Annotated in this window: 25 protein-coding genes; 12 read left to right on the plus strand and 13 right to left on the minus strand. The window is 67.7% G+C overall.

Annotated features, from left to right (window positions below; all coding sequences use genetic code 11):
• The first annotated feature begins 43 nt into the window (after positions 1–43).
• From AC5RWT_RS15210 to AC5RWT_RS15220, 3 genes are read left to right on the plus strand one after another with little or no spacing between them, the layout of a single operon-like run.
• Positions 44–847 (plus strand): glycerophosphodiester phosphodiesterase family protein, encoded by an 804-nt coding sequence (locus AC5RWT_RS15210; protein WP_494080892.1) that lies wholly within the window; start codon positions 44–46, stop codon positions 845–847.
• Positions 844–1,965 (plus strand): glycerate kinase, encoded by a 1,122-nt coding sequence (locus AC5RWT_RS15215; protein ID WP_494080893.1) that lies wholly within the window; start codon positions 844–846, stop codon positions 1,963–1,965. Before AC5RWT_RS15210 ends, AC5RWT_RS15215 begins: the two co-directional genes overlap by 4 nt.
• Before the next feature lie 29 nt (positions 1,966–1,994).
• Positions 1,995–2,501 (plus strand): hypothetical protein, encoded by a 507-nt coding sequence (locus AC5RWT_RS15220; protein ID WP_494080894.1) that lies wholly within the window; start codon positions 1,995–1,997, stop codon positions 2,499–2,501.
• Between the two features lie 39 nt (positions 2,502–2,540).
• Here the strand turns inward: AC5RWT_RS15220 and AC5RWT_RS15225 are convergent, their stop codons facing one another.
• The 6 genes from AC5RWT_RS15225 to pgm all read right to left on the minus strand — a co-directional run bounded on the left by AC5RWT_RS15225 (position 2,541) and on the right by pgm (position 8,600).
• Positions 2,541–4,196 (minus strand): SulP family inorganic anion transporter, encoded by a 1,656-nt coding sequence (locus AC5RWT_RS15225; RefSeq protein WP_494080895.1) that lies wholly within the window; start codon positions 4,194–4,196, stop codon positions 2,541–2,543.
• Positions 4,193–4,591: an ArsR/SmtB family transcription factor gene (locus AC5RWT_RS15230; protein ID WP_494080896.1), complete on the minus strand. Its 399-nt coding sequence runs from the start codon at positions 4,589–4,591 to the stop codon at positions 4,193–4,195. Before AC5RWT_RS15230 ends, AC5RWT_RS15225 begins: the two co-directional genes overlap by 4 nt.
• Before the next feature lie 90 nt (positions 4,592–4,681).
• Entirely contained in the window at positions 4,682–4,933 is a 252-nt protein-coding gene (locus tag AC5RWT_RS15235) for a hypothetical protein (protein WP_494080897.1), read from the minus strand.
• Between the two features lie 130 nt (positions 4,934–5,063).
• Positions 5,064–5,273, minus strand: a complete 210-nt coding sequence (locus AC5RWT_RS15240) for a dodecin (protein ID WP_493969325.1) — start codon at positions 5,271–5,273, stop codon at positions 5,064–5,066.
• A gap of 136 nt (positions 5,274–5,409) precedes the next feature.
• Entirely contained in the window at positions 5,410–6,735 is a 1,326-nt protein-coding gene (locus tag AC5RWT_RS15245) for a uracil-xanthine permease family protein (protein ID WP_494080898.1), read from the minus strand.
• Positions 6,736–6,953: 218 nt separating this feature from the next.
• The gene (gene pgm, locus AC5RWT_RS15250) at positions 6,954–8,600 is read right to left on the minus strand and encodes a phosphoglucomutase (alpha-D-glucose-1,6-bisphosphate-dependent) (protein WP_494080899.1); all 1,647 of its coding nucleotides are present in this window, start codon (positions 8,598–8,600) and stop codon (positions 6,954–6,956) included.
• Positions 8,601–8,751: 151 nt separating this feature from the next.
• Between pgm and AC5RWT_RS15255 the strand changes: the two genes are divergently transcribed.
• Positions 8,752–9,192 carry a DUF4190 domain-containing protein gene (locus AC5RWT_RS15255; RefSeq protein WP_494080900.1) on the plus strand — a complete coding sequence of 147 codons (441 nt, stop codon included), beginning with the start codon at positions 8,752–8,754 and terminating at the stop codon, positions 9,190–9,192.
• Positions 9,193–9,289: 97 nt separating this feature from the next.
• Here AC5RWT_RS15255 and AC5RWT_RS15260 read toward each other — a convergent pair whose 3' ends face one another.
• From AC5RWT_RS15260 to AC5RWT_RS15270, 3 genes are all read right to left on the minus strand, one after another.
• The gene (locus AC5RWT_RS15260; RefSeq protein ID WP_494080913.1) at positions 9,290–10,792 is read right to left on the minus strand and encodes a peptide MFS transporter; all 1,503 of its coding nucleotides are present in this window, start codon (positions 10,790–10,792) and stop codon (positions 9,290–9,292) included.
• 97 nt (positions 10,793–10,889) lie between these two features.
• On the minus strand, positions 10,890–12,272 hold the full coding sequence (locus AC5RWT_RS15265; RefSeq protein ID WP_494080901.1) for an amidase: 1,383 nt from the start codon (positions 12,270–12,272) through the stop codon (positions 10,890–10,892).
• Positions 12,273–12,324: 52 nt separating this feature from the next.
• A complete protein-coding gene (locus AC5RWT_RS15270) occupies positions 12,325–13,068 on the minus strand; it encodes a Type 1 glutamine amidotransferase-like domain-containing protein (RefSeq protein ID WP_494080902.1) in 744 nt (247 codons plus the stop codon).
• A gap of 130 nt (positions 13,069–13,198) precedes the next feature.
• On the opposite strand from AC5RWT_RS15270, the gene AC5RWT_RS15275 reads away from it, so the two are divergent.
• The 3 genes from AC5RWT_RS15275 (at position 13,199) to AC5RWT_RS15285 (ending at position 14,862) form a co-directional block, all read left to right on the plus strand.
• Complete coding sequence (locus tag AC5RWT_RS15275) at positions 13,199–13,525, plus strand: rhodanese-like domain-containing protein (RefSeq protein WP_494080903.1); 327 nt, start codon at positions 13,199–13,201, stop codon at positions 13,523–13,525.
• Positions 13,525–14,451, plus strand: coding sequence for a prephenate dehydratase (gene pheA / locus AC5RWT_RS15280; protein WP_494080904.1), 927 nt, complete (start codon positions 13,525–13,527; stop codon positions 14,449–14,451). Before AC5RWT_RS15275 ends, pheA begins: the two co-directional genes overlap by 1 nt.
• An 81-nt stretch (positions 14,452–14,532) precedes the next feature.
• Positions 14,533–14,862, plus strand: coding sequence for a hypothetical protein (locus AC5RWT_RS15285; protein WP_494080905.1), 330 nt, complete (start codon positions 14,533–14,535; stop codon positions 14,860–14,862).
• Positions 14,863–14,952: 90 nt separating this feature from the next.
• Here the strand turns inward: AC5RWT_RS15285 and AC5RWT_RS15290 are convergent, their stop codons facing one another.
• The gene (locus tag AC5RWT_RS15290) at positions 14,953–16,044 is read right to left on the minus strand and encodes a diacylglycerol/lipid kinase family protein (RefSeq protein ID WP_494080906.1); all 1,092 of its coding nucleotides are present in this window, start codon (positions 16,042–16,044) and stop codon (positions 14,953–14,955) included.
• 108 nt (positions 16,045–16,152) lie between these two features.
• Here AC5RWT_RS15290 and serS point away from each other — a divergent pair, with 108 nt between their 5' ends.
• Entirely contained in the window at positions 16,153–17,442 is a 1,290-nt protein-coding gene (serS, locus tag AC5RWT_RS15295) for a serine--tRNA ligase (protein ID WP_494080907.1), read from the plus strand.
• Between the two features lie 187 nt (positions 17,443–17,629).
• Positions 17,630–18,472: an HAD family hydrolase gene (locus tag AC5RWT_RS15300; protein WP_494080914.1), complete on the plus strand. Its 843-nt coding sequence runs from the start codon at positions 17,630–17,632 to the stop codon at positions 18,470–18,472.
• Between the two features lie 63 nt (positions 18,473–18,535).
• Here AC5RWT_RS15300 and AC5RWT_RS15305 read toward each other — a convergent pair whose 3' ends face one another.
• From AC5RWT_RS15305 to AC5RWT_RS15315, 3 genes are all read right to left on the minus strand, one after another.
• Positions 18,536–18,961, minus strand: a complete 426-nt coding sequence (locus AC5RWT_RS15305; protein WP_494080908.1) for a DUF1761 domain-containing protein — start codon at positions 18,959–18,961, stop codon at positions 18,536–18,538.
• Positions 18,962–19,060: 99 nt separating this feature from the next.
• A complete protein-coding gene (locus AC5RWT_RS15310; protein WP_494080909.1) occupies positions 19,061–19,687 on the minus strand; it encodes a hypothetical protein in 627 nt (208 codons plus the stop codon).
• A gap of 161 nt (positions 19,688–19,848) precedes the next feature.
• Positions 19,849–20,373: an inorganic diphosphatase gene (locus AC5RWT_RS15315; RefSeq protein ID WP_493969339.1), complete on the minus strand. Its 525-nt coding sequence runs from the start codon at positions 20,371–20,373 to the stop codon at positions 19,849–19,851.
• A 162-nt stretch (positions 20,374–20,535) separates the two neighbouring features.
• Between AC5RWT_RS15315 and dacB the strand changes: the two genes are divergently transcribed.
• From dacB to AC5RWT_RS15330, 3 genes are all read left to right on the plus strand, one after another.
• Positions 20,536–21,954 carry a D-alanyl-D-alanine carboxypeptidase/D-alanyl-D-alanine endopeptidase gene (dacB, locus tag AC5RWT_RS15320; protein ID WP_494080910.1) on the plus strand — a complete coding sequence of 473 codons (1,419 nt, stop codon included), beginning with the start codon at positions 20,536–20,538 and terminating at the stop codon, positions 21,952–21,954.
• Between the two features lie 63 nt (positions 21,955–22,017).
• Positions 22,018–23,181, plus strand: a complete 1,164-nt coding sequence (locus AC5RWT_RS15325) for a zinc-dependent metalloprotease (RefSeq protein WP_494080911.1) — start codon at positions 22,018–22,020, stop codon at positions 23,179–23,181.
• On the plus strand, positions 23,178–23,473 hold a 296-nt coding region (locus tag AC5RWT_RS15330; protein ID WP_494080912.1), incomplete at its 3' end, for a PP-loop family protein. The genes AC5RWT_RS15325 and AC5RWT_RS15330, both read left to right, overlap by 4 nt.

A 23,473-nucleotide genomic window follows, 5' to 3' on the forward strand; every position in this document is an offset into this window, starting at 1 on the left:
GGTTCCTCCTGATCGATGGCGGCGGGCCGGTAGAGTACCGGGTGTGAGCAGTACCAGCCTGTACTTCAATCCTACGTTTCCCGGATCCGGGCGGGACCGGCCGCTGGCGATGTCCCACCGCGGTTTCTCGCGGGAAGGCCGGGAGAACTCGATGGCGGCCTTCGGCGCGGCCGTCGAGCTGGGCTACGCCTACCTGGAGACCGATGTCCGGTCCACGCGCGATGGTGTGCTGATGGCGTTCCACGATCCCACGCTGGAGCGGACGACCGATGGCCGCGGCAAACTGGCTGCCCACACCTCAGGTCAACTGGCGCAGGTGCGGATCGACGGCGAGCGGATTCCAACCTTCGAGGAGTTGCTGGCCGCCTGGCCCGATGTGCGCCTCAACGTGGACGTCAAGGACATGGCGGCCGCCGACGAGCTGGCCCGGTTGATCGAGGCCTACAATGCGCACGACCGGGTGCTGGTCGCCTCGTTTTCCGACCGCCGGCGCTTCCGTGTGCTGCGGGGCCTCAGCCGGCCAGTGGCGGGCTCCGGCGGGGTATATGCAACCGTGGCTATATGTCTCTTCGGTTATGTTGGCTTGGCGCGCCTGGTGGCACGCCTTTTACGGATCCACGCCGTCCAGGTGCCGGTGACGTACGGCCGGTTCACCGTCGTGACGCCGGGATTCGTCCGGCGCTGCCACCGTGCCGGCCTTCAGGTCCATGTGTGGACCGTCAACGAACGCGCGGAGATGGAACGGCTGCTGGCCCTGGGGGTCGATGGATTGATCTCCGACCGGGCCGAAATTCTGGCTGACGTCATGGCCGAACGCGGCTGCTGGCCGCAGAGGGAGTCTGCATGAAGGTCTTGATCGCACCGGATAAATTCAAGGGAACCCTGTCGGCCGCGGAGGCCGCCGCCGCCATGGCGGAAGGGGTGCTGCGCGTCTATCCGGATGCGGACGTGCAGCTGCTCCCGGTCGCCGACGGCGGAGAGGGCACCCTGGAGGCGGCGCTCGCCGCCGGAGCCACCGAGCACACCGAGCGCGTGGTCGGTCCGCTGGAGCGTGAGGTCACCGCGTCCTGGGCACTGCTGGAACGGCCGGACGGCAAGACCGCAGTGATTGAAACCGCGCGGGCGTCCGGGTTGCTTCTCACCGAGCCCAGTGTGCAGTCGGCACTGGCGGCCCATTCCTACGGCAGCGGCCAGTTGATCGAGGCGGCGCTTGATGCCGGGGCCGAGGAGATCGTGCTCGGAGTGGGCGGCTCCGCGATGACCGACGGCGGGTCCGGAGCTCTCCGCGCCCTCGGTCTCACGATTCATAACGACGGCGGCGCTGAAATCCTGCTCGGAGGTGCGGCCCTGGCTACTGCTGCGCACCTGGACATCTCCGGGCTGGATCCCCGGCTGGCGAAGACCGTGATCCGGGTGGCAGCCGACGTGTCGAACCCGCTGTACGGCCCGGATGGTGCGGCGCATGCTTTTGGCGAACAGAAGGGCGCCGACCCGGTTTCGCGGCGGTTGCTGGACGAGGCGCTGCAGCGTTGGGCCCAGTTGCTGCTGCAGGCAACCGGCCGCGACGTCAACGTCGCCGGCGCAGGAGCGGCCGGAGGCTTTCCGTCCGGCTTCATGGCGCTGGCCGGCGTGCGCGTGGAGCGGGGATTCGACGTGGTCGCCGACCTGGTGGGACTTGATGCTGCCTTGGCCGATGCGGATTTGGTGCTGACCGGCGAGGGATCGCTGGACCGACAGTCCGAGTTTGGAAAGGCGCCGCTGGGCGTGGCTGCGCGGGCCCGCGCCCGGGGGATTCCCGTCGTCGTCGTTGCGGGGCAGATTAGCCTGACGCCGGAACAGCTGGCCGGACATGGCGTTCACGCGGCCGCCAGCGTGGTCGAGGCGGCCCGGAGCCAGGAACAGGCGATGGCCGACGCCGCGCGCTATGTTGCGTTGGCCACGCAGCAGGCGCTCGAGGGGGCCTGAGCCAGAGCGCTAGCCGTATCATGAGGGGCATGAGCAGCACCGTCGTCCCGCCGCCCGTGGCCGTGCGCCAAGGCTTTCTTCGCACCCTGGTACTCTGGCTGGCCTTTCCCATGGCCGTGCTGGTGCCGCTGTGGGTGGTGGCCGGACGGGTGATGTTCGGCATCGGCGGCCAGATGGTGCTGTGGTTGGGGATCAGCCTGGGTCCGGTACTGCTGGTGCTGCTCATGCTGACCGCCCTCAAGCTCGGGGAGACGGCGCGCCGGGGTGCGCTGCTTCCGGTGCGGGCCGTGGTGGCGCCGGCGCTGTCGTGGCTGCTGGGCCTCTCCTTCGGTTTCACCGTCCCGGATTTCGGCGGCGGCGCTGGAGACGGCGCGTCCATGCTGTCGCTGGTGGCCGGTCCGTCCGCTCTGGGAATGTCCACCGCGTTGTGCAATCCCTGCGGAATCCTCGCCGTCGGGCTGGCGATTGCCGCGACGGTCCTCGCCTACCGCGCGGCAGCCGAAGCCCGCGCAGGAAGGTCTCCCTCCGGCAACTGAGCGGCGATGCCTCCCGCCCTGCCTTCAGCTCGCGCGATGTCAGGTGTTGCGGAGCCGCTGACTGTCGCGGGTGCGCCGCACATGGCTGCGGGCATGCTCCACCGCGGCGTCCAGTTCGGAGAATAGATGCTTGTGGTGGCGCAGCGACTCCAGGACACCTACCCGGCGGGCCAGCAGCAGGTGCCGCTCCTGAATGCCCTTGATGAGCACGGTGATGCCGCGGCGCTCCAGTGCCGTGACCAGGTCGGCAACCACCTTGGCCCCCGTTGCATCCAGGATCTGCAACTGGGACATCCGGATAATCACCACCTGAACATTCCGAATGGAGCTGGCGCGCTCCAGCACCCTGTCGGCGACGCCGAAGAACAGGGCTCCGTCCAGCCGGAAGACCGCGATCTGCTCGTCGCCCTCGGCGGCCGGTCCGGGGATTTCCTCGCGGTGTACGCCGCTGGAATAGCCCAGTGCCCGTAGTGCAAAGAACGCCGCGAAGACAATGCCGATCACCACTGCTTGGATCAAGTCGAATGACACCGTGATGACCGCGGTGACGATGAAGACAGCCGTGTCCGCCCGGGTGGAGCCGAGTACGCTGCGGAGGCTGTTCAAGGGGACCATGCGGACAGCCGTCACCATCAGAACGCCGGAAAGCGCGGCCAGCGGAATCTGCGAGACCGGCCCGGTGGCCAGGTACACCACGCCCAGCAACACCAGCGAATGCACAACGACGGAGACACGGGTGCGCGCTCCGGCACGGATGTTCACTGCCGTGCGGGCAATCGCGCCGGTGGCCGGCATGCCACCGAAGAAGCCCGAGGCAAGCGACGCCAGGCCCTGGCCCACCAGCTCGCGGTCGGCGTCGTAGGGGCCGGTGTCGGAGATGGACGCACCGACCCGGGCCGAGAGCAAGGACTCAATGGCGGCCAATGCGGCAATGGTCAGGGCGGGCCCGGCCAAGGTACCGACCAGGGCCAAATCCACTGACGGCAGCGCCGGCGCTGGCAGGGCGCTGGGCAGTTCGCCGATCCGGGCAACGTCCAGGCCCGCCAGCTGTGCCACAAGGGTGGCCGCCATAATGCCCAGGATGGAGCCGGGCAGCTGCGGGTGCATTTTAGGCGCCGCGGCCATGATGCCCGCCACGATCAACACCAGGACGACCGGCCAGACCAGGCCGGCCAGGGAAGCTGTGCCCAATGCCTGGACCGCTGACACTGCAGCATTGGTGCTCGGCCCCGGTTCGGCCCCGAAGGCCGCCGGTACCTGCTGCAGGAAGATGATGACGGCGATGCCCAGCGTGAAGCCTTCGATGACCGGCCAGGGTATGAAGCTGACCGCCCGGCCGAGTTTCAGCACCCCGGCGGCCAGCACAATAATCCCGGCCATGAGGGTTACCACCGCCAGCGAGGACATGCCGTAGCTGGCGATGACCGGTGCCAGGACCACCACCATTGCACCGGTGGGGCCCGAAACCTGGATATTGGAACCGCCGAAAATTGCCGCCACAATGCCGGCGACAATCGCGGTGATGAGGCCGGAGGCAGCACCCGCTCCCGAGCTGACGCCAAACGCCAGGGCCAGCGGCAGCGCAACAATCCCGACCGTTATGCCAGCGACGAGGTCGTTCTTCCAGGTTCGCGGCAGCTGTGCGTAGTCCGCCTTGCCAGGCAGCAATCCGGCGGCAGCCTTCAAGGCCTTCATCTGGCCGGGTCCGGTTTAGCAGCTGCCTCCTGGGGCGCCGCACTGTCGGCCGGCGCCCCGAAACCGGCCAGCTGCTGGGTAGCGGTGTGCAGGAGCTGCTGCAGCAGGCTGCGCGCCACCGTGAGCAAATCCGCTACTTGCGGATAGGCCAGACGGTAGAAAACCTGCACACCCCGGCGTTCCGCCGTCACCAGGTTGTGCCGGCGCAGCACAGCCAGGTGCTGGGACAGGTTGGAGGCCTCTTGGCCCGTCTGGGCGATCAGCTCTGCGACAGTGACTTCCGAAGCGTTTGCGAGCATCTCCAGCACCCGGATCCTGACCGGATGTGAGAGCCCTTTGAACAGGTTGGCCTTGACTTCATACAGCGGGGCATCGGTGGCGGAAGAGCGGTCCATGAGCTTCCTTCAGGAGTTCATTGATTTAGAACTCCATCATATAACGGACCTCGCTGGTGCGCCCAAGCCCCGGCCACGATGGCCTGCGAACTACCCCTTGGCCCCGTCGAGGGGAATGAACCCGTCCTGTCCGGGTTCGTTGTCGTGCTCCGGGTCCTCGCCCTCGCGGTATTCGCCGTCCGGGCTCAGACCCGGGACCCGTTGCCCTGCGTTTAGCAGGCTGGAGGTGAAATGCTCGCCGTCGAACTCTGCGGCAGATTCCTTCTCCGGGGCCGGAGCGCCGATGTCGTCGCGCAGGTGTTCGTCGTGGGGCAGTCCGTCATGGTCTGGTTGCTGGCTCATGCCTCCAGCACACCACCGCATCGCGCCGGGCACAATGGGGGGTCCGGCCAGGCGAAGGAGTCCGGGCGCGGGGACGAGAGGCAGCAATCCCCGGTGCGCCGGGCTCCCGCCGGAAGCCAGGACGGTGTGGTCAGCTCTCGTGCCGGAAACCGAGCTTGATGGTCACCTGCCAGTCGGAGACCTTGCCTTCCGCGAGATGGCCGCGCACCGACTTCACCTCGAACCAGTCCAGGTTCCGCAGCGTCTTGGACGCTTCGCTGATGGCGTTGGTGACCGCGGCGTCGATACCGTCGGGCGAGGTTCCCACAATTTCGGTGACGTTGTAGACGTGGTTGGCCATGCTTCCTCCTGCTGACGGCCCCGGGGCGGACTCCCCGGAGGTGCCTGCAACGCTAGCCCCCGGCGTCCGGGCGGTCTAGGGTGCTGCAGGCTGGAGCATGGCTGCGCCAGAGGTCCGGCGGCCGATGGCCTGGCGGTCAGCCAAGCTTCGACGGTTTGACGCCCTCGTCCTCGGCGGCATCCACCGGCTCGGTGCCGCGCCAGCGCGCCACAGCGCTCATGCCGTGAAAAATCAGCAGCGCGGCCGCGGTGCCCAGTGCGATGCCCTCAAACTTCAGCGCGCCGATTGTCCAGGTGAAGTTGGCAATGCCGATCACCAAGGCAACTCCGGCCACCGACAGGTTGATGGGGTTGGCGAAGTTCACCCGGTTCTGGACCCAGATCCGCACGCCCAGGATGCCGATCATGCCATAAAGCACGACGCCGGCGCCGCCCAGGACGCCCACCGGGACGGTGGCAATGGCGGCTCCGAACTTCGGGAACAGGCTGAGCAGGACGGCCACGATGCCGGCAACCCAGTAGGCGGCCGTGGAGTACACCTTGGAGGCTGCCATCACGCCGATGTTCTCGGCGTAAGTGGTGGTGCCGGAGCCGCCGCCGCTGCCGGCCAGCATGGTGGCCAGACCGTCCGCCATCAGCGCGCGGCCGGTGACCGGGTCGAGATCCTGCCCGGTCATCGCGGAGACGGACTTCACGTGGCCAATGTTCTCCGCAACCAGCACCAGCACCACGGGGACGAACAGGCCGATGACTGAAACATGGAACTCGGGCGCGTGGAAGTCCGGCAACCCGACCCAGCCTGCGTCATTGATCGCCGAGAAGTCCACTTCTCCCCGCAGGATGGCTACCACGTAGCCGACCAGCACGCCCAGCAGGATGGACAGCCGGCCCAGCAGTCCGCGGAACAGCACCGTGACGAGCAGGATCGCCACAACCGTGACCAGCGCGGTGACCGGCCCCTTCTCGAAGTTCTGCTTGGCGGCCGGCGCCAGATTGAGCCCGATCAGTGCCACGATGGCGCCCGTCACCACTGGCGGCATCACCACGTGGATCCAGCGGGTGCCGGCCTTGTGCACCACCAAGCCGATCACGGCGAGCACTGCCCCGGCCATGATCAGCCCGCCGAGCGCTCCTCCCATCCCGTGCTGGTTGGTCGCAGCGCCAATCGGGGCAATGAACGCGAAGCTGGAGCCCAGGTAGCTGGGCACCCTGCCGGCGGTGATGATGAGGAACAGGATGGTCCCCAGGCCGGAAAACAGCAGCGTGGTGGCCGGTGGGAAACCGGTCAGCAGCGGTACCAAAAAGGTGGCGCCGAACATGGCGACCACGTGCTGCGCGCCGATGCCGATGGTGCGCGGCCAGGTGAGGCGCTCCTGCGGCCCCACCACTGTGCCCGAAGATATGCTCCTGCCGTCACCATGCACGGTCCAGCGGAACGGGGACGACTTTACGGGCGTGCTCATGGTGGGCCTCTTCAAGGGGGGTCAGCGGGAATTATCCGGAGGACATCCTACCGCCCAGGCAGCCGCGCCGCGCCGTCGTGACGGGTGGACGACGCCGCGCCGCAGGTCACCGCGGCACGATGATCTCGCCCCTACCCGCCAGGCCGCCTGCCAGACCATAACCGCCAGGCCCTCCCGGCCGGCCCCGCCAGGCCCGCCGGGCAAGGCTATCCACGGCCTCAGGCGATCACGGCGTCCACAATAGCCTTGGCCTCGGCCTGCACCTGCACCAGATGGTCCTGTCCGAGGAAGGATTCCGCGTAGATCTTATAGACGTCTTCCGTGCCGGAGGGCCGGGCCGCGAACCACGCATTGTCGGTGGTGACCTTCAGTCCGCCAATGGGGGCACCGTTGCCCGGTGCCTCCGTCAGCTTGGCAGTAATCGTCTCGCCGGCCAGTTCAGTGGCGGCGACGTCGGCGGCTGAGAGTTTTGCCAACGCCGCCTTCTGCTCCCGCGTGGCCGCGGCGTCGATCCGCGCATACGACGGCGACCCGAATTTTGCAGTCAGCCCGGCATAGAGCTCGGACGGCGACGTTCCGGTCACGGCAGTGATTTCGCTGGCCAGCAGCGCCAGCAGGATGCCGTCCTTGTCCGTGGTCCACGGCTTGCCGTCGAACCGCACGAAGGAGGCCCCGGCCGACTCTTCGCCGCCGAAGACCCCTTCGCCTGAGAGCAAGCCGGGCACGAACCACTTGAAGCCCACCGGGACTTCCACCAGTTGCCGGCCCAGGCTGGACGCCACCCGGTCGATCATCGAGGAGGACACCAGCGTCTTGCCCACGGACGCACCCGCCGGCCAGTCCGGCCGGTGCGTGTAGAGGTAGTCGATGGCCACAGCGAGGTAGTGGTTGGGGTTCATCAGCCCGGCGTCCGGCGTGACGATCCCGTGCCGGTCCGCATCCGCGTCGTTCCCGGTGGCAATGTCAAAGGAAGCTCCGCCGCCGCGCACCGCGCTGATCAGCGAGGCCATGGCCGACGGCGAGGAGCAGTCCATGCGGATCTTTTCGTCCCAGTCCAGTGTCATGAAGGCCCACTGCGGGTCAACCGCCGGGTTGACCACTGTCAGATCCAGCCGGTGCCGCTCGGCGATGGCGCCCCAGTAGTCCACCGAGGCCCCGCCCATGGGGTCCGCACCGATGCGCACGCCGGCGGATCGGATGGCGTCCAGATCCAGCACCTGTGGCAGGTCGTCCACGTACGTGCCCAGGAAATCGTAGGTCCCGACGGCGCCGGAGAACTGCGCCTGCCCCAGCGTGATCCGCTTCACCCCCTGCAGTCCCGCTTCCAGCAGTTCGTTTGCCCGGGCGGCAATCCAGCCGGTGGCGTCGGAGTCCGCCGGGCCGCCGTGCGGCGGGTTGTACTTGAAGCCGCCATCACCTGGCGGGTTGTGCGAGGGGGTGATCACGATCCCGTCGCTTTGGACGCCGGGGTGGGCGGCGTTGTGGGTCAGGATCGCGTGGCTGACCGCCGGCGTTGGCGTCCACCCGGTGCGCGAATCCACGAGCACGGTGACGCCGTTCCCCGCCAACACCTCAAGGGCGGTGTCCTGCGCCGGATCGGAGAGCGAATGCGTGTCTTTGCCGACGAACAGCGGGCCGGTGATGCCCCGCCCGGCGCGGTACTCCACGATGGCCTGCGTGATGGCCGCGATGTGGTCCTCGTTGAAAGAGGCCTTCAGGCTGGTGCCGCGGTGTCCCGACGTGCCGAAAGCCACGCGTTGCGACGGCTCGGCCGGATCGGGTTTAACGTCGAAATACGCGTCACGCAGGGCGGTGAGATCTACAAGGTCGCTGGGTAGGGCCACGGTGCCCGCACGGTTTGCCATGTCTCCAGCATGCCAAAAAACCGAGGATCCGTAGCGCTTGCGTGACGGATCACGCGCAATCGCCCATGGATCTTCCCGCGAGCCTAGACTGGGAGGCAGCCCCCGTGCAGTTGCGGGCGGCAGCGAACCAACCCCAGGGGGAATCCACACTATGTCCGGCACGGAAAACAGGCCGCCCTTCAACGATCCGAAGCACCCGGGCTGGTACACGGATCCGAACCCCGGCCAGGCCCTGCCGCAGCCGCCGCTGCCTGAAACAGGAAATCCTTATGCGTACCAGCCCGGCCCGGGTGCGCAGCCGTATTCCGGCGAGCAGCCCTACGGCGGACCGGATTACAACCAGCCGATGTACTACACGCCGCAGGCCCAGCCAAAGGGCCTGAGCATCGCTGCGCTGGTGCTGGGCATCGTCTCAGTGGTGACCTTCGGCTTCATGCTGGTTCCGCAGGTCCTGGCCATCGTGTTCGGCCACATCGCGCTGGGCAAGGAGCCCACCGGCCGCACCTTCGCGCTGGCAGGCCTGATCATGGGCTACGCGGTCACCGGCATCTGGTGCGTGCTGATCCTCATCAGCATTCTCAGCGGCCTGTAGGTCCATCCGGCAGGGGCCTGCAATCCTCATAACGACGGCGATGCCCGGGTGGGGTTGTATCCCGCCCGGGCATCGCCGTCGTTGGTATGGCCGAGTCCTAGCGGATGCCGCCCATCAGCTTTTTCAGCGAGGGCACGGCGGCCGCCAGGCCGACGCCGAGGATGATCGCGGTCACGCCGATGAAACCGAAGTACGGCGCCTCATTGGCGGGGTCGTAGTGGCCGGCGAGGATGCCCGCCAGCGTGGTGCCCAGCGAGATGGAGAGCAGGAACAGCGCCACCATCTGGGTCTGGAAGGCCTTCGGCGCCAGCTTGGTGGAGACCGAGGAACCGGTGGGGGACAGGAACAGCTCCGCCATGGTGAACAGGAACAGGATGCCGACCATCGCCAGCAGCGGGGTGGAGTTGGCGCCGCCGCCGGTGAGCGGGATGAACGCCAGGAACGCCAGGCCCATCACGACCAGGCCCAGGGCGAACTTCAGCGGCGAGCTGGGCTGCTTGGGGCCGAGCTTGGTCCAGACCGCGGCGAAGATGCCGGCGAAAATGATGATGAACACGGGGTTGATGGACTGCACCCAGCTGGCCGGCATTTCCCAGCCGCCCAGCGTGCGGTCCAGCTGCTTGTCCGCGTACAGGGCCACCACGGTGAACTGCTGCTGGAACAATGCCCAGAACCCGGCCGAGGCGATGAACAGCGGGATGAAGGCGTACACGCGCTTGCGCTCCACGGCATCGACCCGCTTGCTGGAGAGGATCACCACGAAATACACCACCGCGGCGATAATCGCCAGCCAGGCCATGATCGGGGCCAGGTTCTTAGCGGTGACGAAGCCGAAGGCCACCAGCAGCACCATGACGACGACGGCGGCCACGGCGACGGCGGCAACCTTGCCGTAGTTGCCGCGCGGCAGCGGGTTGGCCACATGGTGCGCTGCCTCGGGCAGTTTCTTGCGGGTCAGTGCGTACTGGGTCAGGCCGATCGCCATGCCCAGCGCGGCCAGGCCGAAGCCGTAGTGGAAGCCAAGCTGCACCTGGGCCAGGCCGGTGAGCAGCGGACCGAAGAGCCCGCCAATGTTCACGCCCATGTAGAAGATGGAGAAGCCGGCGTCACGGCGGTCGTCCTTCAGGCTGTAGAGCGATCCGACCAGCGAGCTTGCGGTGGCTTTCAGGCCGCCGGAACCGATGGCCACCAGGATCAGGCCGACGGCCAGCCCCGTGCCGCCCGGAATCAGTGCCAGCGCGATGTGGCCCAGCATGACCATGATGCCCGTGTAGAAGAGAACCTTCTCGGAACCCAGGACGCGGTCGGCAACCCACGCTCCCAGGATCGAGGAGAGATACACGCCGCCGCCGTAAGCACCCACCAGGCCGGTGGCAATGCCTTCGTCGATGCCCAGCCCGCCCTCGGCGACCGAGTAGTACATGTAGTAGAGCAGGATGCCCTGCATGCCGTAGAAGGAGAAACGCTCCCAGAGTTCTACGGAGAACAGATTCGCCAGCATCCGTGGATGCCCGAAGAAGGTTTTGCCGGTCTGGCTGGACTTGATAGCTTGTTCCGGCTGCGGATTCCCGGACTGCACGGTATTGCTCACGATGTTCAATTGTGACATTCGGCTGGATGTATTGTCATATTCCGGGCCCGGGCCCGGTTCGCGTGTTAGTGCGTTTCCGCAGGTCAGCGACGGGTTAAACGGCGCTTCAGCGGACGCTCTCCAGCTGGGCTGCGGCAGCCAGCAACACGGCCTCGGAGCCCGGCCTGCCGATCAGCTGGACACCCATGGACAGCCCCTCCCCGGTGGAGCTGACCGGAACCGAGATGGCGGGCAGGCCGCACACGTTGACCAACGATGTGTAGGGCGAGTACTGGCACTGGCGCATGTAATCCACGTCCGCGCCGGTTGAGGTGTACCAGCCCACCGGCCGGGGCGTCTGTGCCAGCGCGGGCGTGAGCACCAGGTCATAGCGCCCGAACTGCGCCCGGGTGTCGTCTTGGAAGCGTGCCAGCACGGCCAAGGCTTCCGCCAACGCCGCCGGACTGCGCTTCACGGCCCGGCGGCGGAAGACGCGCGTGAGCGGCATGAGCAGCTGCTCCCGGCCGGCCGGCAGTTCCAGCTGCGACAGTCCGGAGGTCCAGACCGTGGCGAAGGCCTCCGGGTAGCGGTTGTCGTACCGGATCTCGGCTTCTTCAAGCGAGTGGCCCAGCCCCTGGAGCAGTTCCAAGGCCTTGTCCAGCGCCTCGCGCGCCTCCGGTTCAAGCGACAGCGGATACTCGGACTCGAAGGGGGAGCCGGTGCTGACACCGATCCGGAAGCGTCCCTCGGCGCGGAGCGCGGCGCCCAGGAAATCGGGTTCTTCGGGGAAGGCCACCCGGCCGAGCGGCTCGTCGGCCATCGCGTCCATCAGCAGACCGGCGTCGGCCGCAGTGCGGGCCAGCGGTCCGGCTACCACCAACCGACCGGCGTCGTCCCCGGTGCTGCCGGCCGGGATGCGGCCCCGGCCAGGCTTGAGCCCCACCAGTCCGGTGGCGGCCGCGGGGATCCGGATGGAGCCGCCGCCGTCGGACCCCGGGGCGAAGGGCAGCATGCCCGCCGCCACTGCAGCGGCGCTTCCGCCCGAGGATCCGCCCGGGCTCAGGGTGGGGTCCAGCGGGTTGCGGGCCGGCGGAGCCACATGGTTTTCGCTGTAGGACGTCAGGCCGAACTCGGGTACCTGGGTCTTGCCCAGGCTGATGCCGCCGGCGGATTCGAGCACGTCGACCAACGGGTGGTTGGCAAGCGCCGGGCGATGTTCCAAGGCGGCGCTGCCATGTGTGGTCGGCACCCCTGCGACATCGGTGAGGTCCTTGTACGCCAGCGGCAGTCCGTGCAGCCGGCCCAAAGGCCCGCCGCGCGCCTGGTGGTCGTCCGCCGCGCGCGCCTGCTTGAGCGCCTGATCGGCGGTGACCGTGATGAAGGCACCGAGCCGCGGATTCAGCGTCTCGATGCGGCGGAGGTAGTGGTCCGTCAATTCCCGCGCCGATAATTCGCCCCGGGCCACGGCGTCGCGCTGGGCAACGGCCGTCAAGTCATGCAAAGCAGTCATCGCCCGTAAGCGTAGCCCCGGCCGGTGTCACGGGCTAATCGGCGCATTTGCTTCAGCCGAGGAATCTGGCGTCGATTGGCTCCTCCACCGCGATGGCTTCCGGCCCATCTCCGGCCTGGGCCGTCACGCGGTAGGCCAGTTTGCCGTCGGTCTCGCTGACTGCCTCCGCTAATTCGGTGCCGCGGTACACCAGTCCCACGCCGTCGTCCGTGCAGTGCGTTTCACCCAGGATGCCGTCCGCCACCAGTCGGTGCACCAACGGCCGGCGCCGGGGCTCCGAGTCGTAATGGACACCGTTGTCGTAGGGCAGCAGTGCCAGGCCGTTGGTGACCGGCCGCAGTTCGGGACCGAACGAATCGGTGGTGCCGCCGCGGAACCAGCAAATGGAGCCGGCGGAAACCCCTGCCAGCACTACCCCGGCGTGCCAGACCCGCCGGAAAATGGCATCCAGCCCATGCACCCGCCACACGGCCAGCAGGTTCGCCACCGATCCACCGCCCACCCAGACCACATCCTGGGCGAGCAGGTGCTCCTCGATGTCCTGAACATTGGGCATGGTGAACAGGTTCAGGTGGCTCAATTCATAGCCGGCTACCCTGGCCGCCTCATCCAGTTCGGCCTGGAACCACCGCTGGTCGCCGGCGGCAGTTCCCAGATGGACCAGCCGAGGTGCCCGCCCGGTGGCCCCGGACAGTTCGACCGCGTGGTGCACCAGATGGTTGAACGCGATCCGGCTGCGCACTCCGGGAGCGAAGCCTCCGGAGGTTGCCAGGATGGTCGGCTGGTCTGCGGCCATGGGTACCCCTGTCTCATTAAGGTGCAGCGGACGATCCCACTATAGGCTTGGAAGAGGGGCAAATTACGGGTGAGCCCGGTCAGGAACAAACCAGCGGCAGCAGTGCCTGCCGCGGATTGCGGAGGTTGCCATGAGCGATGTCGAGAACGTGGACGTCAATGACGTAGGCGGCGACGCCACCATCCTGGACGTGCGTGAGGACTATGAATGGGAGGCCGGGCATATTGCCGGCGCCGTGCACATCCCGCTCAACGACCTGCCCCTGCGGCTCGAGGAGCTGGACCCGGATGAGGACCTGCACGTGGTGTGCCGCAGCGGCGGGCGCTCGTTCCGGGCCGTCGAATGGCTGATCGGCAACGGGTACTCCGCGGTGAACATCACCGGGGGCATGGGTGCGTGGCTGGATTCCGGCAAGCCCATCGTCTCTGAGAACGGGCAGGAGCCCCGGGTCCAGTAATGAGCGGCGTCTATACCTTCCTGGGGCCGGAGGGAACGTTCACGGAAGCGGCGCTTCTCCAGGTTCCAGGGGCTGCCGGCGCGCGCCGGATGCCGGCGCCGAACGTCGAGGCCGCCTTGGAAGCTGTCCGTGCCGGTGACGCCGAGGCTGCCATGGTTCCCATCGAGAACTCGGTGGAGGGCGGCGTCAGTGCCACTTTGGACGCGATCGCCGGCGGCGAGCCGTTGCGGATCATCGGCGAGGAGCTGGTGCCCATCCGGTTCGTATTGGCAGTGCGGCCCGGGGTGGCGCTGAAAGATGTCCGCACGGTGTCCACCCATCCGCATGCCTGGGCGCAGTGCCGCGGGTGGTGCGGGAGCAATATTCCCCAAGCGGCATATCTGCCGGCTTCCTCGACGGCCGGGGCAGCCGTCGGACTGCTGGAGCCCGCGCCGCGGTACGAGGCGGCGATCTGTTCGCCGCTCGTGGCCACGCAGCGCGGCCTGCAGGTGGCCGCCGACGACCTTGGCGACGTTCCCGACGCGGTCACCCGGTTCATCCTGGTCGGCCGCCCCGGCGCCCTCCCCGCGCCCACCGGCGCAGACAAGACCACCTTGGTGGTGCCGCTGCCGCAGGACCATCCGGGAGCGCTGGTGGCCATCCTCGAACAGCTCTCCAGCCGGGGCGTGAATCTAAGCCGGATCGAGTCCCGCCCTACCGGCCAGTTCCTGGGCGATTACTTCTTCAGTCTGGACGCCGAAGGCCACTTGGCCGAGGAGCGGGTGGCCGACGCGGTCCGCGGGCTTCACCGGCTCAGCCCGGGCCTGCGCTTCCTGGGCTCCTATCCGCGCGCCGATCGCCGCGGACTCACCGTCCCGCGGCCCAATCAGGACGACGCGTTCCGGAAGGCCGATGACTGGGTGCAGGAACTTCTGCTGGCCCGCTGACCGAACCGCCCGGACTGTCGGCCAGTGGTTATGGTCAGTATGCTGAGGAAAACCGCAGCCGCGACCAAAGATCGGAGCACCATGACAGAGCACAACGGCAGGGACCAGTACGAGGGCGGACAGCCGACGCCGGCTGAGGCGCTCAACCAGACCACGAGCGAAAACCGTCCCGGAGACCTCGGGGACCAGGGAAATGACCTGCGCTTCGCCGAGGAGCAGCAGTTGATTGACCAGCAGGCAGCCGGCGAATTTCCGATTCCGGCAGACGAAGACCTGCAGCAGCCGGATGTGGATGTTCCGGCCCTCGAAGCAGATGAACAGCCCATCGACATTCCGGGTGAAGAGCTGCACAACACAGACGGGGCTGATGCCAGCGACGATCCGCTGAACTCCGGCGGCGACGACACCTAACCCCCGCAGGAGACCACACGTAACCTGCGCAGGATCGGTCCGCCACGAACGGGTCCGGGGGACTGTCCTCCGGACCCGTTCCCGCGTGCGTCAGGCCCGGGCCGCGGCCTTGATGCTGCCGGCCGCCGGGAGCGTCTCCGTGCGCACCGCCAGCGACCGCGGCCTGACCTCTACCGTCAGGGAAGTGACCGGCCCGGAGAGATCGCCGTCGAGCTGGCTTCCCATCGGCTCCAGCGCGGTGATGCGGACTTTCCGTCCCCGGTGATACTCAATCACCGGAATCGGTGCGCGGTGCCGCACCAGGGTCTTGGCGGCGATCCACAGCCAGCCCACCACGCTGCGCGGGCTAAGCACCACAATGTCCAGTTCGCCGTCGTCGATTTCTGCCGCCGGGATGAAGTCAATGCCCGCCGGCAGCTTCCCGCAGTTGGCCAGCAGGATGCTGCGGACCCTGCGCGACTGTGCCGGCGCGTCGTCAATGCTGACCATGACCCGCTCCCGACGGCCGGCCAGGTGCCGGACCCCGGCTTCCGAATAGGCCATCCAGCCGAAGCGGCGTTTCAGGTCGTCACGCGTGTCGGCCAGCACGTCCGCATCCACGCCAATGCCTGCAATCACCAGGAAGCTGTCCACGGAGCGTTCGCCGGTGACCGCGTTCTCCAGGGTGATCTCAGCGGTGTCGATCTGGCGGGTGGCCCCGTGCAGGGCCACATTGATATTGGCCAGCAGGGCAGCCGGCTCAAGCCCCAGATTGCGGGCCAGCAGGTTTCCGGTGCCCAGCGGCAGCACGCCCATCGGAACCTGCGTTCCCGATAACTCGGCGGCGACCACCCGGATGGTGCCATCCCCGCCGCCTGCAATCACAACGTCGGCGCCCTCGGCGATGGCCCGTTTGGCCTGGCCGCGCCCGGGGTCCCCCAGCGTGGTTTCGAGGACCAGGGGAGGGCTCCAACCGGCAGCGGCGCAGGCGGCTTCCACCTGGCGGCGGGCCTCGGGGGCCTCGTTTTTGACCGGATTGAGGATGAACACCACGCGCTGGTCCGGCAGGGCCCGGGCAGGCAAAGGGCCAGCCGGCACCGCTTCCCGGCGGCGACGCGACAGCCGGCGGAGACCGAGCCAGCCCACCACCAAAGCGGCCACCGCTGAAACGATGATGAGGGCGGCTATCCATTCGGCAGACATATTGCTCTCAGACTATCCAGCCGCGACGATGGGGCACACCGGAAGGCGCCGGGTGGGGCGGATACACCGCGATCGAGGCAGGAAAGCCTTTTTCGGTACCCTTAGCAGGTGATCGATGTAAACGTACTCCGCGCCAATCCAGAGATTTTCCGTGCCTCCCAGCGCGCCCGGGGCGCCGACGAGTCGGTTGTCGACGCCGTCATCGCCGCGGACACAGCCCGCCGGGAGGCCATCAACCGGTACGAGGGCCTGCGCGCCGAACAGAACGTCTTCGGCAAGAAGGTGGCCCAGGCCAAGGGCGAGGAGAAGGCCGCGCTGCTGGCGCAGGTCAAGGTACTGGCCGCCTCGGTCAAGGAAGCGCAGGCTGCATCCGACGCCGCGCGGAACCAGCAGGACTCGCTGCTGCGCAGCATCCCCAACCTGATCGAAGACGGCGTTCCTGCCGGCGGCGAGGACGACTACACCGTGGTCAAGACCGTCGGAAAGCCCCGGGACTTCACCCAGGACGGGTTCGAGCCGAAGGACCATCTGGCCATCGGGGAACTGATCGGCGCCATCGACATGGAACGCGGGGCCAAGGTCTCCGGCTCGCGTTTCTACTTCCTCAAGGGCGTCGGCGCCCGGCTGGAAATCGCCCTCATGAACATGGCGCTGGACCAGGCCGTGTCCAACGGTTTCATCCCGATGATCACCCCCACTCTGGTTCGCCCGGAAACCATGCAGGGGACCGGCTTCGATGTGGAGCACGACGACGAGATTTACCGCCTGGAGCGGGACAACCTGTACCTGACGGGTACGTCGGAGGTGGCGCTGGCGGGCTACCACGCGGACGAAATCCTGGACCTCGTGGACGGGCCCACGCGGTACGCCGGCTGGAGCTCCTGCTACCGTCGCGAGGCCGGTGCCGCCGGCAAGGACACCAGGGGCATCATCCGGGTGCACCAGTTCAACAAACTGGAAATGTTCGTCTACTGCCAGGTGGAGGACGCTGCCGAGGAGCACGCCAGGCTGCTGGCGTGGGAAGAGGAAATGCTGGCGAAGGTGGAACTGCCCTATCGGGTGATCGACACCGCTGCCGGCGACCTTGGCATGAGCGCCGCCCGCAAATTCGACTGCGAGGCCTGGGTACCCACCCAGCAGGCCTACCGCGAGCTGACGTCCACCTCGAACTGCACCACGTTCCAGGCACGCCGGCTGAACATCCGGGAACGGCAGGCCTCGGCGGAGGGCGAAAAGAAGGGCACCCGGGCTGTGGCCACGCTGAACGGAACCCTGGCTACCACACGCTGGATCGTTGCCATCCTGGAGCACCACCAGAACGCCGACGGATCGGTAAATGTGCCGGCAGCCCTGCGGCCCTACTTGGGCGGCATGGACGTCCTGCCGGTCCTCGCCTAGCCCGTGGTCCCGTGGGTCTGGCGGCCGGCCCGGCACGGCCGGGCGGCGCGCTGTTCACCTGCCTTTCATTCGCTGGTAGAAAATTTCCTACCCCGCGGCAGGCCGCCCATGTTTGACTAGGGACATGACAACTACAGCTGACAAGGCTCACGCTGGCATCGATGACCAGCGGATTGCGACAGAAGGTATGACAGACAAAAAGAGTGAAGCCCGGCGCCACAACTTCGTGGAAAACGGGTCCCGCAAGCTGGTGGCCCTGGACGTGGACGGCACTTTGGTCAACCACGACGGCCACATGAGCGACGCCGTCCGCGAAGCAGCGCGTGCCGTCGTTGAGGCAGGCCACGAGGTGGTCGTGTCCACCGGGCGGTCGCTGAACGCAACGCTGCCGATTATCGAGTTGATCGGCCTGACCAAGGGCCACGCAGTCTGCTCCAACGGCGGTGTCACCTTGCGGATCGACACCTCGCTGGACAGCGGCTACGAAGTCATCGACCGGGTGACGTTCAATCCAGGCCCCGCGCTGCGCGTGATGCGGTCCAAGCTGCCAACCGCCAAGTTCGCGCTGGAAGACGAAGAAGGCAACTTCCTGTCCACCGAGCGTTTCCAGGACGGCAGCTTCGGCATCGAGGCGAAGGGTGTGGACTTCGAGGCCCTGCTGGAGGCCACCGCTGTCCGCGTGGTGGTTTCCAGCGCCGAGAACACGCCGGAGGAGTTCAAGGAAGCCATCGACACCGCCGGGCTCAAGGGCGTGACGTACTCGGTGGGCTGGACCGCGTGGCTGGACATCGCGGCCAACGGCGTCTCCAAGGCCAGCGCGCTGGAATCCCTGCGCCGGAAGCTGGACGTGGAGCCGTCGCATACTGTCGCCATGGGCGATGGCCGCAACGACATCGAGATGCTCGACTGGGCCGCCCGCGGTGTCGCCATGGGGCAGGCGCCCGAAGAGGTCAGGGCCGTCGCCCACGAGATCACCGGGACGGTCGAGGAAGACGGCGCAGCCGCCGTCCTGCGCAGCCTGCTTGACTGACGCTGCGGCCCGGGTGCATCCCACCCGGGCAGGTGCCGGGGGTGGCCCGCGGCCGGGCCGGCTCTAGGCGCCGCTGATCCCGAAGAGGCCGATGACCAGGGCCATGACCAGGAACGTGACCAACTCGTGCACGATGTTCAGCACGGTCAAACCGGCGGGCCGGCCTTCAAAGGCGTCGTGGGTGACCAGCCGGGCTGCGGTGAAGCCGGCCCAGAGGATGAGGGCCGTCAACACCGTGTTCCACAGAAAGTTGCCTCCGTAGAAGTCCTGCGCGATGGCAGCCGAGCCGGCCAGCACCCAGGCACTGACGAGACTGACGATCAGGGTGAGGATCAGCGGCCGGACGGCGTCTTTGCCTTCGCCGGGGGTGACCTTGGCAACCCTCATCCAGTAGTTGCCGAAGACCTTCGGCGTGTACCAGATGGCGCCGACGACCATGGTTGACAGGGTGGCCACGATGACCGCCCAGACGTTGATCTCCGGAACCATGCGTGCACTCCTCTGTTCGCAAGCCAACTGGCGGATGTTCCGCCCTCCTGACACGGAGTCTAGCTTTGCGGGGCGTCAACCACCCGGCAGCACGGCCGGTCAGTAGGGCAGGACGGCGGGAGGTAGCGAGCTGGGCCCGTAAACCAGGCCCAGCAGCCGAGCCGCCGCGGGACGGCAGGCCCACTCCTCGACCCAGTGCGAACGGACCACCGCCTTGCTCACGGCCTGGCTGGTAATGCCCAGCACTTCGGCGATGTACTTCTGCTGGCCGCGCGCTCCCGGCGTCATCAGGTCCAGCACCTTCCACTCCGCGTCGGTGCGGGTGGCGACAATCTGGCCAATGAGCCGCAGCACCGCCTCTGCTTCCGCCGCGATGTCTGCGTCCGGGCCGGAGACGGCCAGGGGAACGCGCTCTCCGGTTTTCTGCGCGCGGTTCACCGCGCGGCGTGCATAGACCAGCCCGTAGCCTTCGGCGTCCTTAATGTCAGGTGGAAGCGGCGGCCGCAGTTCCCCTACGCCGATGCCGACATGCCAGCGCCGGCTGCGCAGTGCGATCATCGCCGCGTCGATGGCCGTGGCGGCCTCGTCGACCACACCGATCGCCTCGTCGCCGACGGACCGCTGGAACGGGATGGACGCGGGAAGGTGGCGCAGCGACCGGATCAGCTCGGGCACCAGATCGCCCACCTCGCGGGAATCGCGCTGGTTGATGGTGAGCACGTACATGGCACAAGTATTGCGCCCCCAAGGTGCGGAACAACCGATTTCGGTTGGCTGGTGTGTCCTGGCGCAGCAGTGCAGGCAGACAAAGGCGGCCCGGGCCTTCAAGGGCCCGGACCGCCGTCGTTGTCCTTCCGCCGATTCCCGGCGGCCAGGTTCAGTTCAGCCTAGACGTCGCGGCCCTGCGGCTCGTCGTGGGCCGACCCTTCGCCCTTGTCGGCAAAGCGTTTGATGGACGCTTCCAGTTCGGCCTCAGCGGCGGCACGGTCGGACCAGCCTTCGGCCTTGACCCATTTGCCCGGCTCCAGGTCCTTGTACCGGGTGAAGAAGTGCTCGATCTCCTTGACCAGGAACTCCGGCACGTCGGCAAGTTCCTGGATGTGGTCGAAGCGCTTGTCGGCCGGAACGCACAGCACCTTGGCGTCTCCACCGCCGTCGTCGGTCATATTGAACACGGCGATGGGACGGGACTCGACCAGCACGCCCGGCAGCAGGTCGAAGTCCTGCAGCATGACCAGCGCGTCCAGCGGGTCGCCGTCTTCGCCCAGGGTGTCCTCGAAGTAGCCGTAATGGGTGGGGTACTGCATGGAGGTGAACAGCACCCGGTCCAGGCGGAGGCGGTGGGTTTCGTGGTCGATTTCGTACTTGACCCGGGACCCCTTGGGGATCTCGATGGTGACGTCATGCTGCATGGCTTCGCTCCTTGGAGACGGTCAGATATTGGTAGGGCGCCGCCGATGCACAACCGTTGCCCGGCGCCAGACTACGCTTAACGATATCGGTCTTGCCCTACCGCCCCGGCATCGGGTGTGTGCGGGGCAACGCAACACTTCAAGATCCGCAGGAGGGCAGTAATGGGGCGTGGCTTCCGGCTGCTCACCTCAGGTTTGCTGGCTGCCGTGTTCGCCGTGCTGGCCGTCCCCGCGGGCATAAACCTGGCCCAGGCCATCGAGTGGCTGGAGCCAGAACCGGTGATCAGCACGCCCGCGGCGCAGTTGCCCCCCACGGAGGTGCCTGAGGATCCGCTGGCTGCCACGTCAGCCGACGGGGCCCCGGCGCCGGATCCCGCCGTGCTGGGGCCCGCCTTGGACAAGGCGTTGGCGTTCGATGGCGCCGGAAGCTTCGCGGGAACCGTCACGGATGCGGCCACCGGTGACGTGCTGTACAACAAAGCCGCCGCCGAGCCGCTGATTCCGGCGTCCAACCTGAAGGTGCTCACCGCCGTCGCCGCCTTGGAATCCCTCGGCGCCGACCGGCGGTTCACCACCACGGTCAAGCGCGGCAGCAGCCCCGGCACGTTGTACCTGGTGGGCGGCGGTGATGCCTTGCTGGGCGCGGGAGAGTCCACACCGGGCGCGGTCTGGGGCGAGGCAGGGCTGGCCACACTGGCGGCCCGGACCGCCGCGAAGCTGGCCGCCGAGGGGTATAGCGGCGAGCTGTCCGTGGCGGTGGACGACTCCTTGTACTCCGGGGCCGCCATCAGCGCAGCCTGGGACGCGGGGGACGTGAAGAACGGTGAAATCGCCGCGGTCTATCCGCTGGCACTGTATGCCGGGCGGGAACAGGCCGACGGCGGCGGGGACCTGGTAGCCGACGCCGCCGCGGTGGCGGGGGCAGTGTTCCGCGACGCACTGGCCGAGGCTGCTGCCGGCCAAAAGCTGACCGTCGCGGGCCCGGTGGGCCGTGAAGCAGCACCGGAGGACGGCACCGTGCTGGCCGGCGTGCATTCCGCCCCGGTGGCCGGCCAGGTGGCCTACATGATGCAGCACTCGGATAATTACGTGGCCGAGGTGCTCGCCCGCAACACCGCCGTGGCAGTAGGGAAGCCCGCTTCCTTCGGTGGAGGCACCGAAGCCGTGCGCGAGGCCGTGGAACGGCTGGGAATTCCGGCGGAAGGCATGGTGCTCGCCGACGCCAGCGGCCTGTCGATGAACAACCGGGCCAGTCCCGCCCAGCTGGCCGCGGCAGTCACGTTGATGGCGACCTCCGAGGACCCGGACCTCCGGGCCGGAATCGGCTCGCTTCCGGTCGCCGGCCTGACCGGCACGTTGTCCGGACGCTATCTGGGGGAGAACTCCGCCGGCGCCGGACTGGTCCGGGCCAAAACGGGCACTCTGAACGCCGTGACGTCGCTCAGCGGCTACGTGGCCAGCGCAGACGGGCGGCTGTTGGTCTTTGCCTTCGTGGCCAACGGGCTCAGCGGTTCTACCGATGCCGCCCGGGTCGCCGCGGACCGCGCGGCGACCGTGCTGGCAGGCTGCGGCTGCCGCTGAGGGGCCGCCGATCCGCCCGGGCCGGTAGTGACCGCCCCCGCGCTGATGTGATCTGATGGGACGATGGACAGCAGCGCACCGACCCCCAACGAATCCGGCGCCACCGGAGGTCCGGCCCCGCGGCTGGTCAACTGGGAACTGGCGGCCTCCACGGCCGCCGCCCTGACTCCTGCCGGCCCCAAGATGAAGGCTGCGGATATCCGCGCCGCCGTAGCGGACCTGCGCCGGCTGGCCGAAGAATCGGTGGACCATGTGCACCGCATTACCGGCTTGGAGGCCGCCCGCAACCTGCGCGACTCCGAGGTGCTGATCATTGACCGTGCGGCCTGGTCCCGGGCCAATGCCCGCAGTTTCGAGGTCATGCTGGCCCCCGCCATCACGGCGCTCGCCGAGAAGCGCCCGGACCAGTTGAAGAGCGCCACCACGGCCGTGGGCAGCGCGCTCACCGGCACCCAGATGGGTGCCATTCTCTCCTTCCTGTCCAGCAAGGTGCTGGGCCAGTACGATCCCTTCTGCTCGCTCTTGCCGGGCGGCCCGGCGGCCGGCCGGCTGATGCTGGTGGCGCCGAACATTGTGACGGTGGAACGGGAACTGAACGTGGTTCCGTCTGACTTCCGGCTATGGGTCTGCCTGCACGAGCAAACCCACCGGGTGCAGTTCGCCGCGGCGCCGTGGCTGCGCGACCACATGATGGAGCAGATCGGCGAGCTCTCGTCGTCGCTGGTGGACAAAGCCGACACCCTGGGCGAGCGGCTGCAGCAAACGGTCAAGGCGGCCGTTTCCGCGGCCAAGGACAGCGGAAAGGACGACGGCGGAGGGCCGGGTTCGTCGTTGAAGGGGTCCCTCCTCGAGTTGATCCAGGGACCGGAGGAGAAAGCAGTCTTCTCGCACCTAACCGCTGTGATGAGCCTGCTGGAGGGGCACGCCAATGTGGTGATGGACGCGGTGGACTCCTCCATCGTCCCGACAGTGAAGACCATCCGGCAACGGTTCAACGCGCGCGGCACCAGCCGCGGGGCGCTGGAAAACTGGATCCGCAGGCTTATGGGACTGGACGCCAAGGCCCGGCAGTACTCCGACGGCGCCAAGTTTGTCCGGGCTGTCACGGCGCAGATCGGCATGGAGGGCTTCAACGCGGTGTGGGAGCGGCCGGAGAACCTGCCCTCCGAAGACGAGATCCACCATCCCGACCGGTGGATCAGCCGGATGGACCTCAACCGCCCATGAGCGAAGGTGCTGCGGTCCGGCGCAAGCCCCGGCTGCATCCACGCGTGGGGGAGGCCCGGCATCAGTTGCGGCAGGTGCTTGCGCAGTTCGGCCCGCCGGCAGCGGCCTCGGAGGCAGCCGAACCGCAGTTGCTGCTGGTGGCCTGCAGCGGCGGGCCGGATTCGCTGGCCTTGGCCGTCGCCGCGGAATTTTTCAACCGGCCCGCCCGCAACGGTGTCCGCCCCTACCGGGTGGGGGCCGTCGTCGTTGACCACGGCCTGCAAGCGGGCAGCGCCGAGGTGGCCGCCGGTGC

The sequence above is a fragment of the Arthrobacter sp. Dra40 genome, from assembly GCF_059091905.1.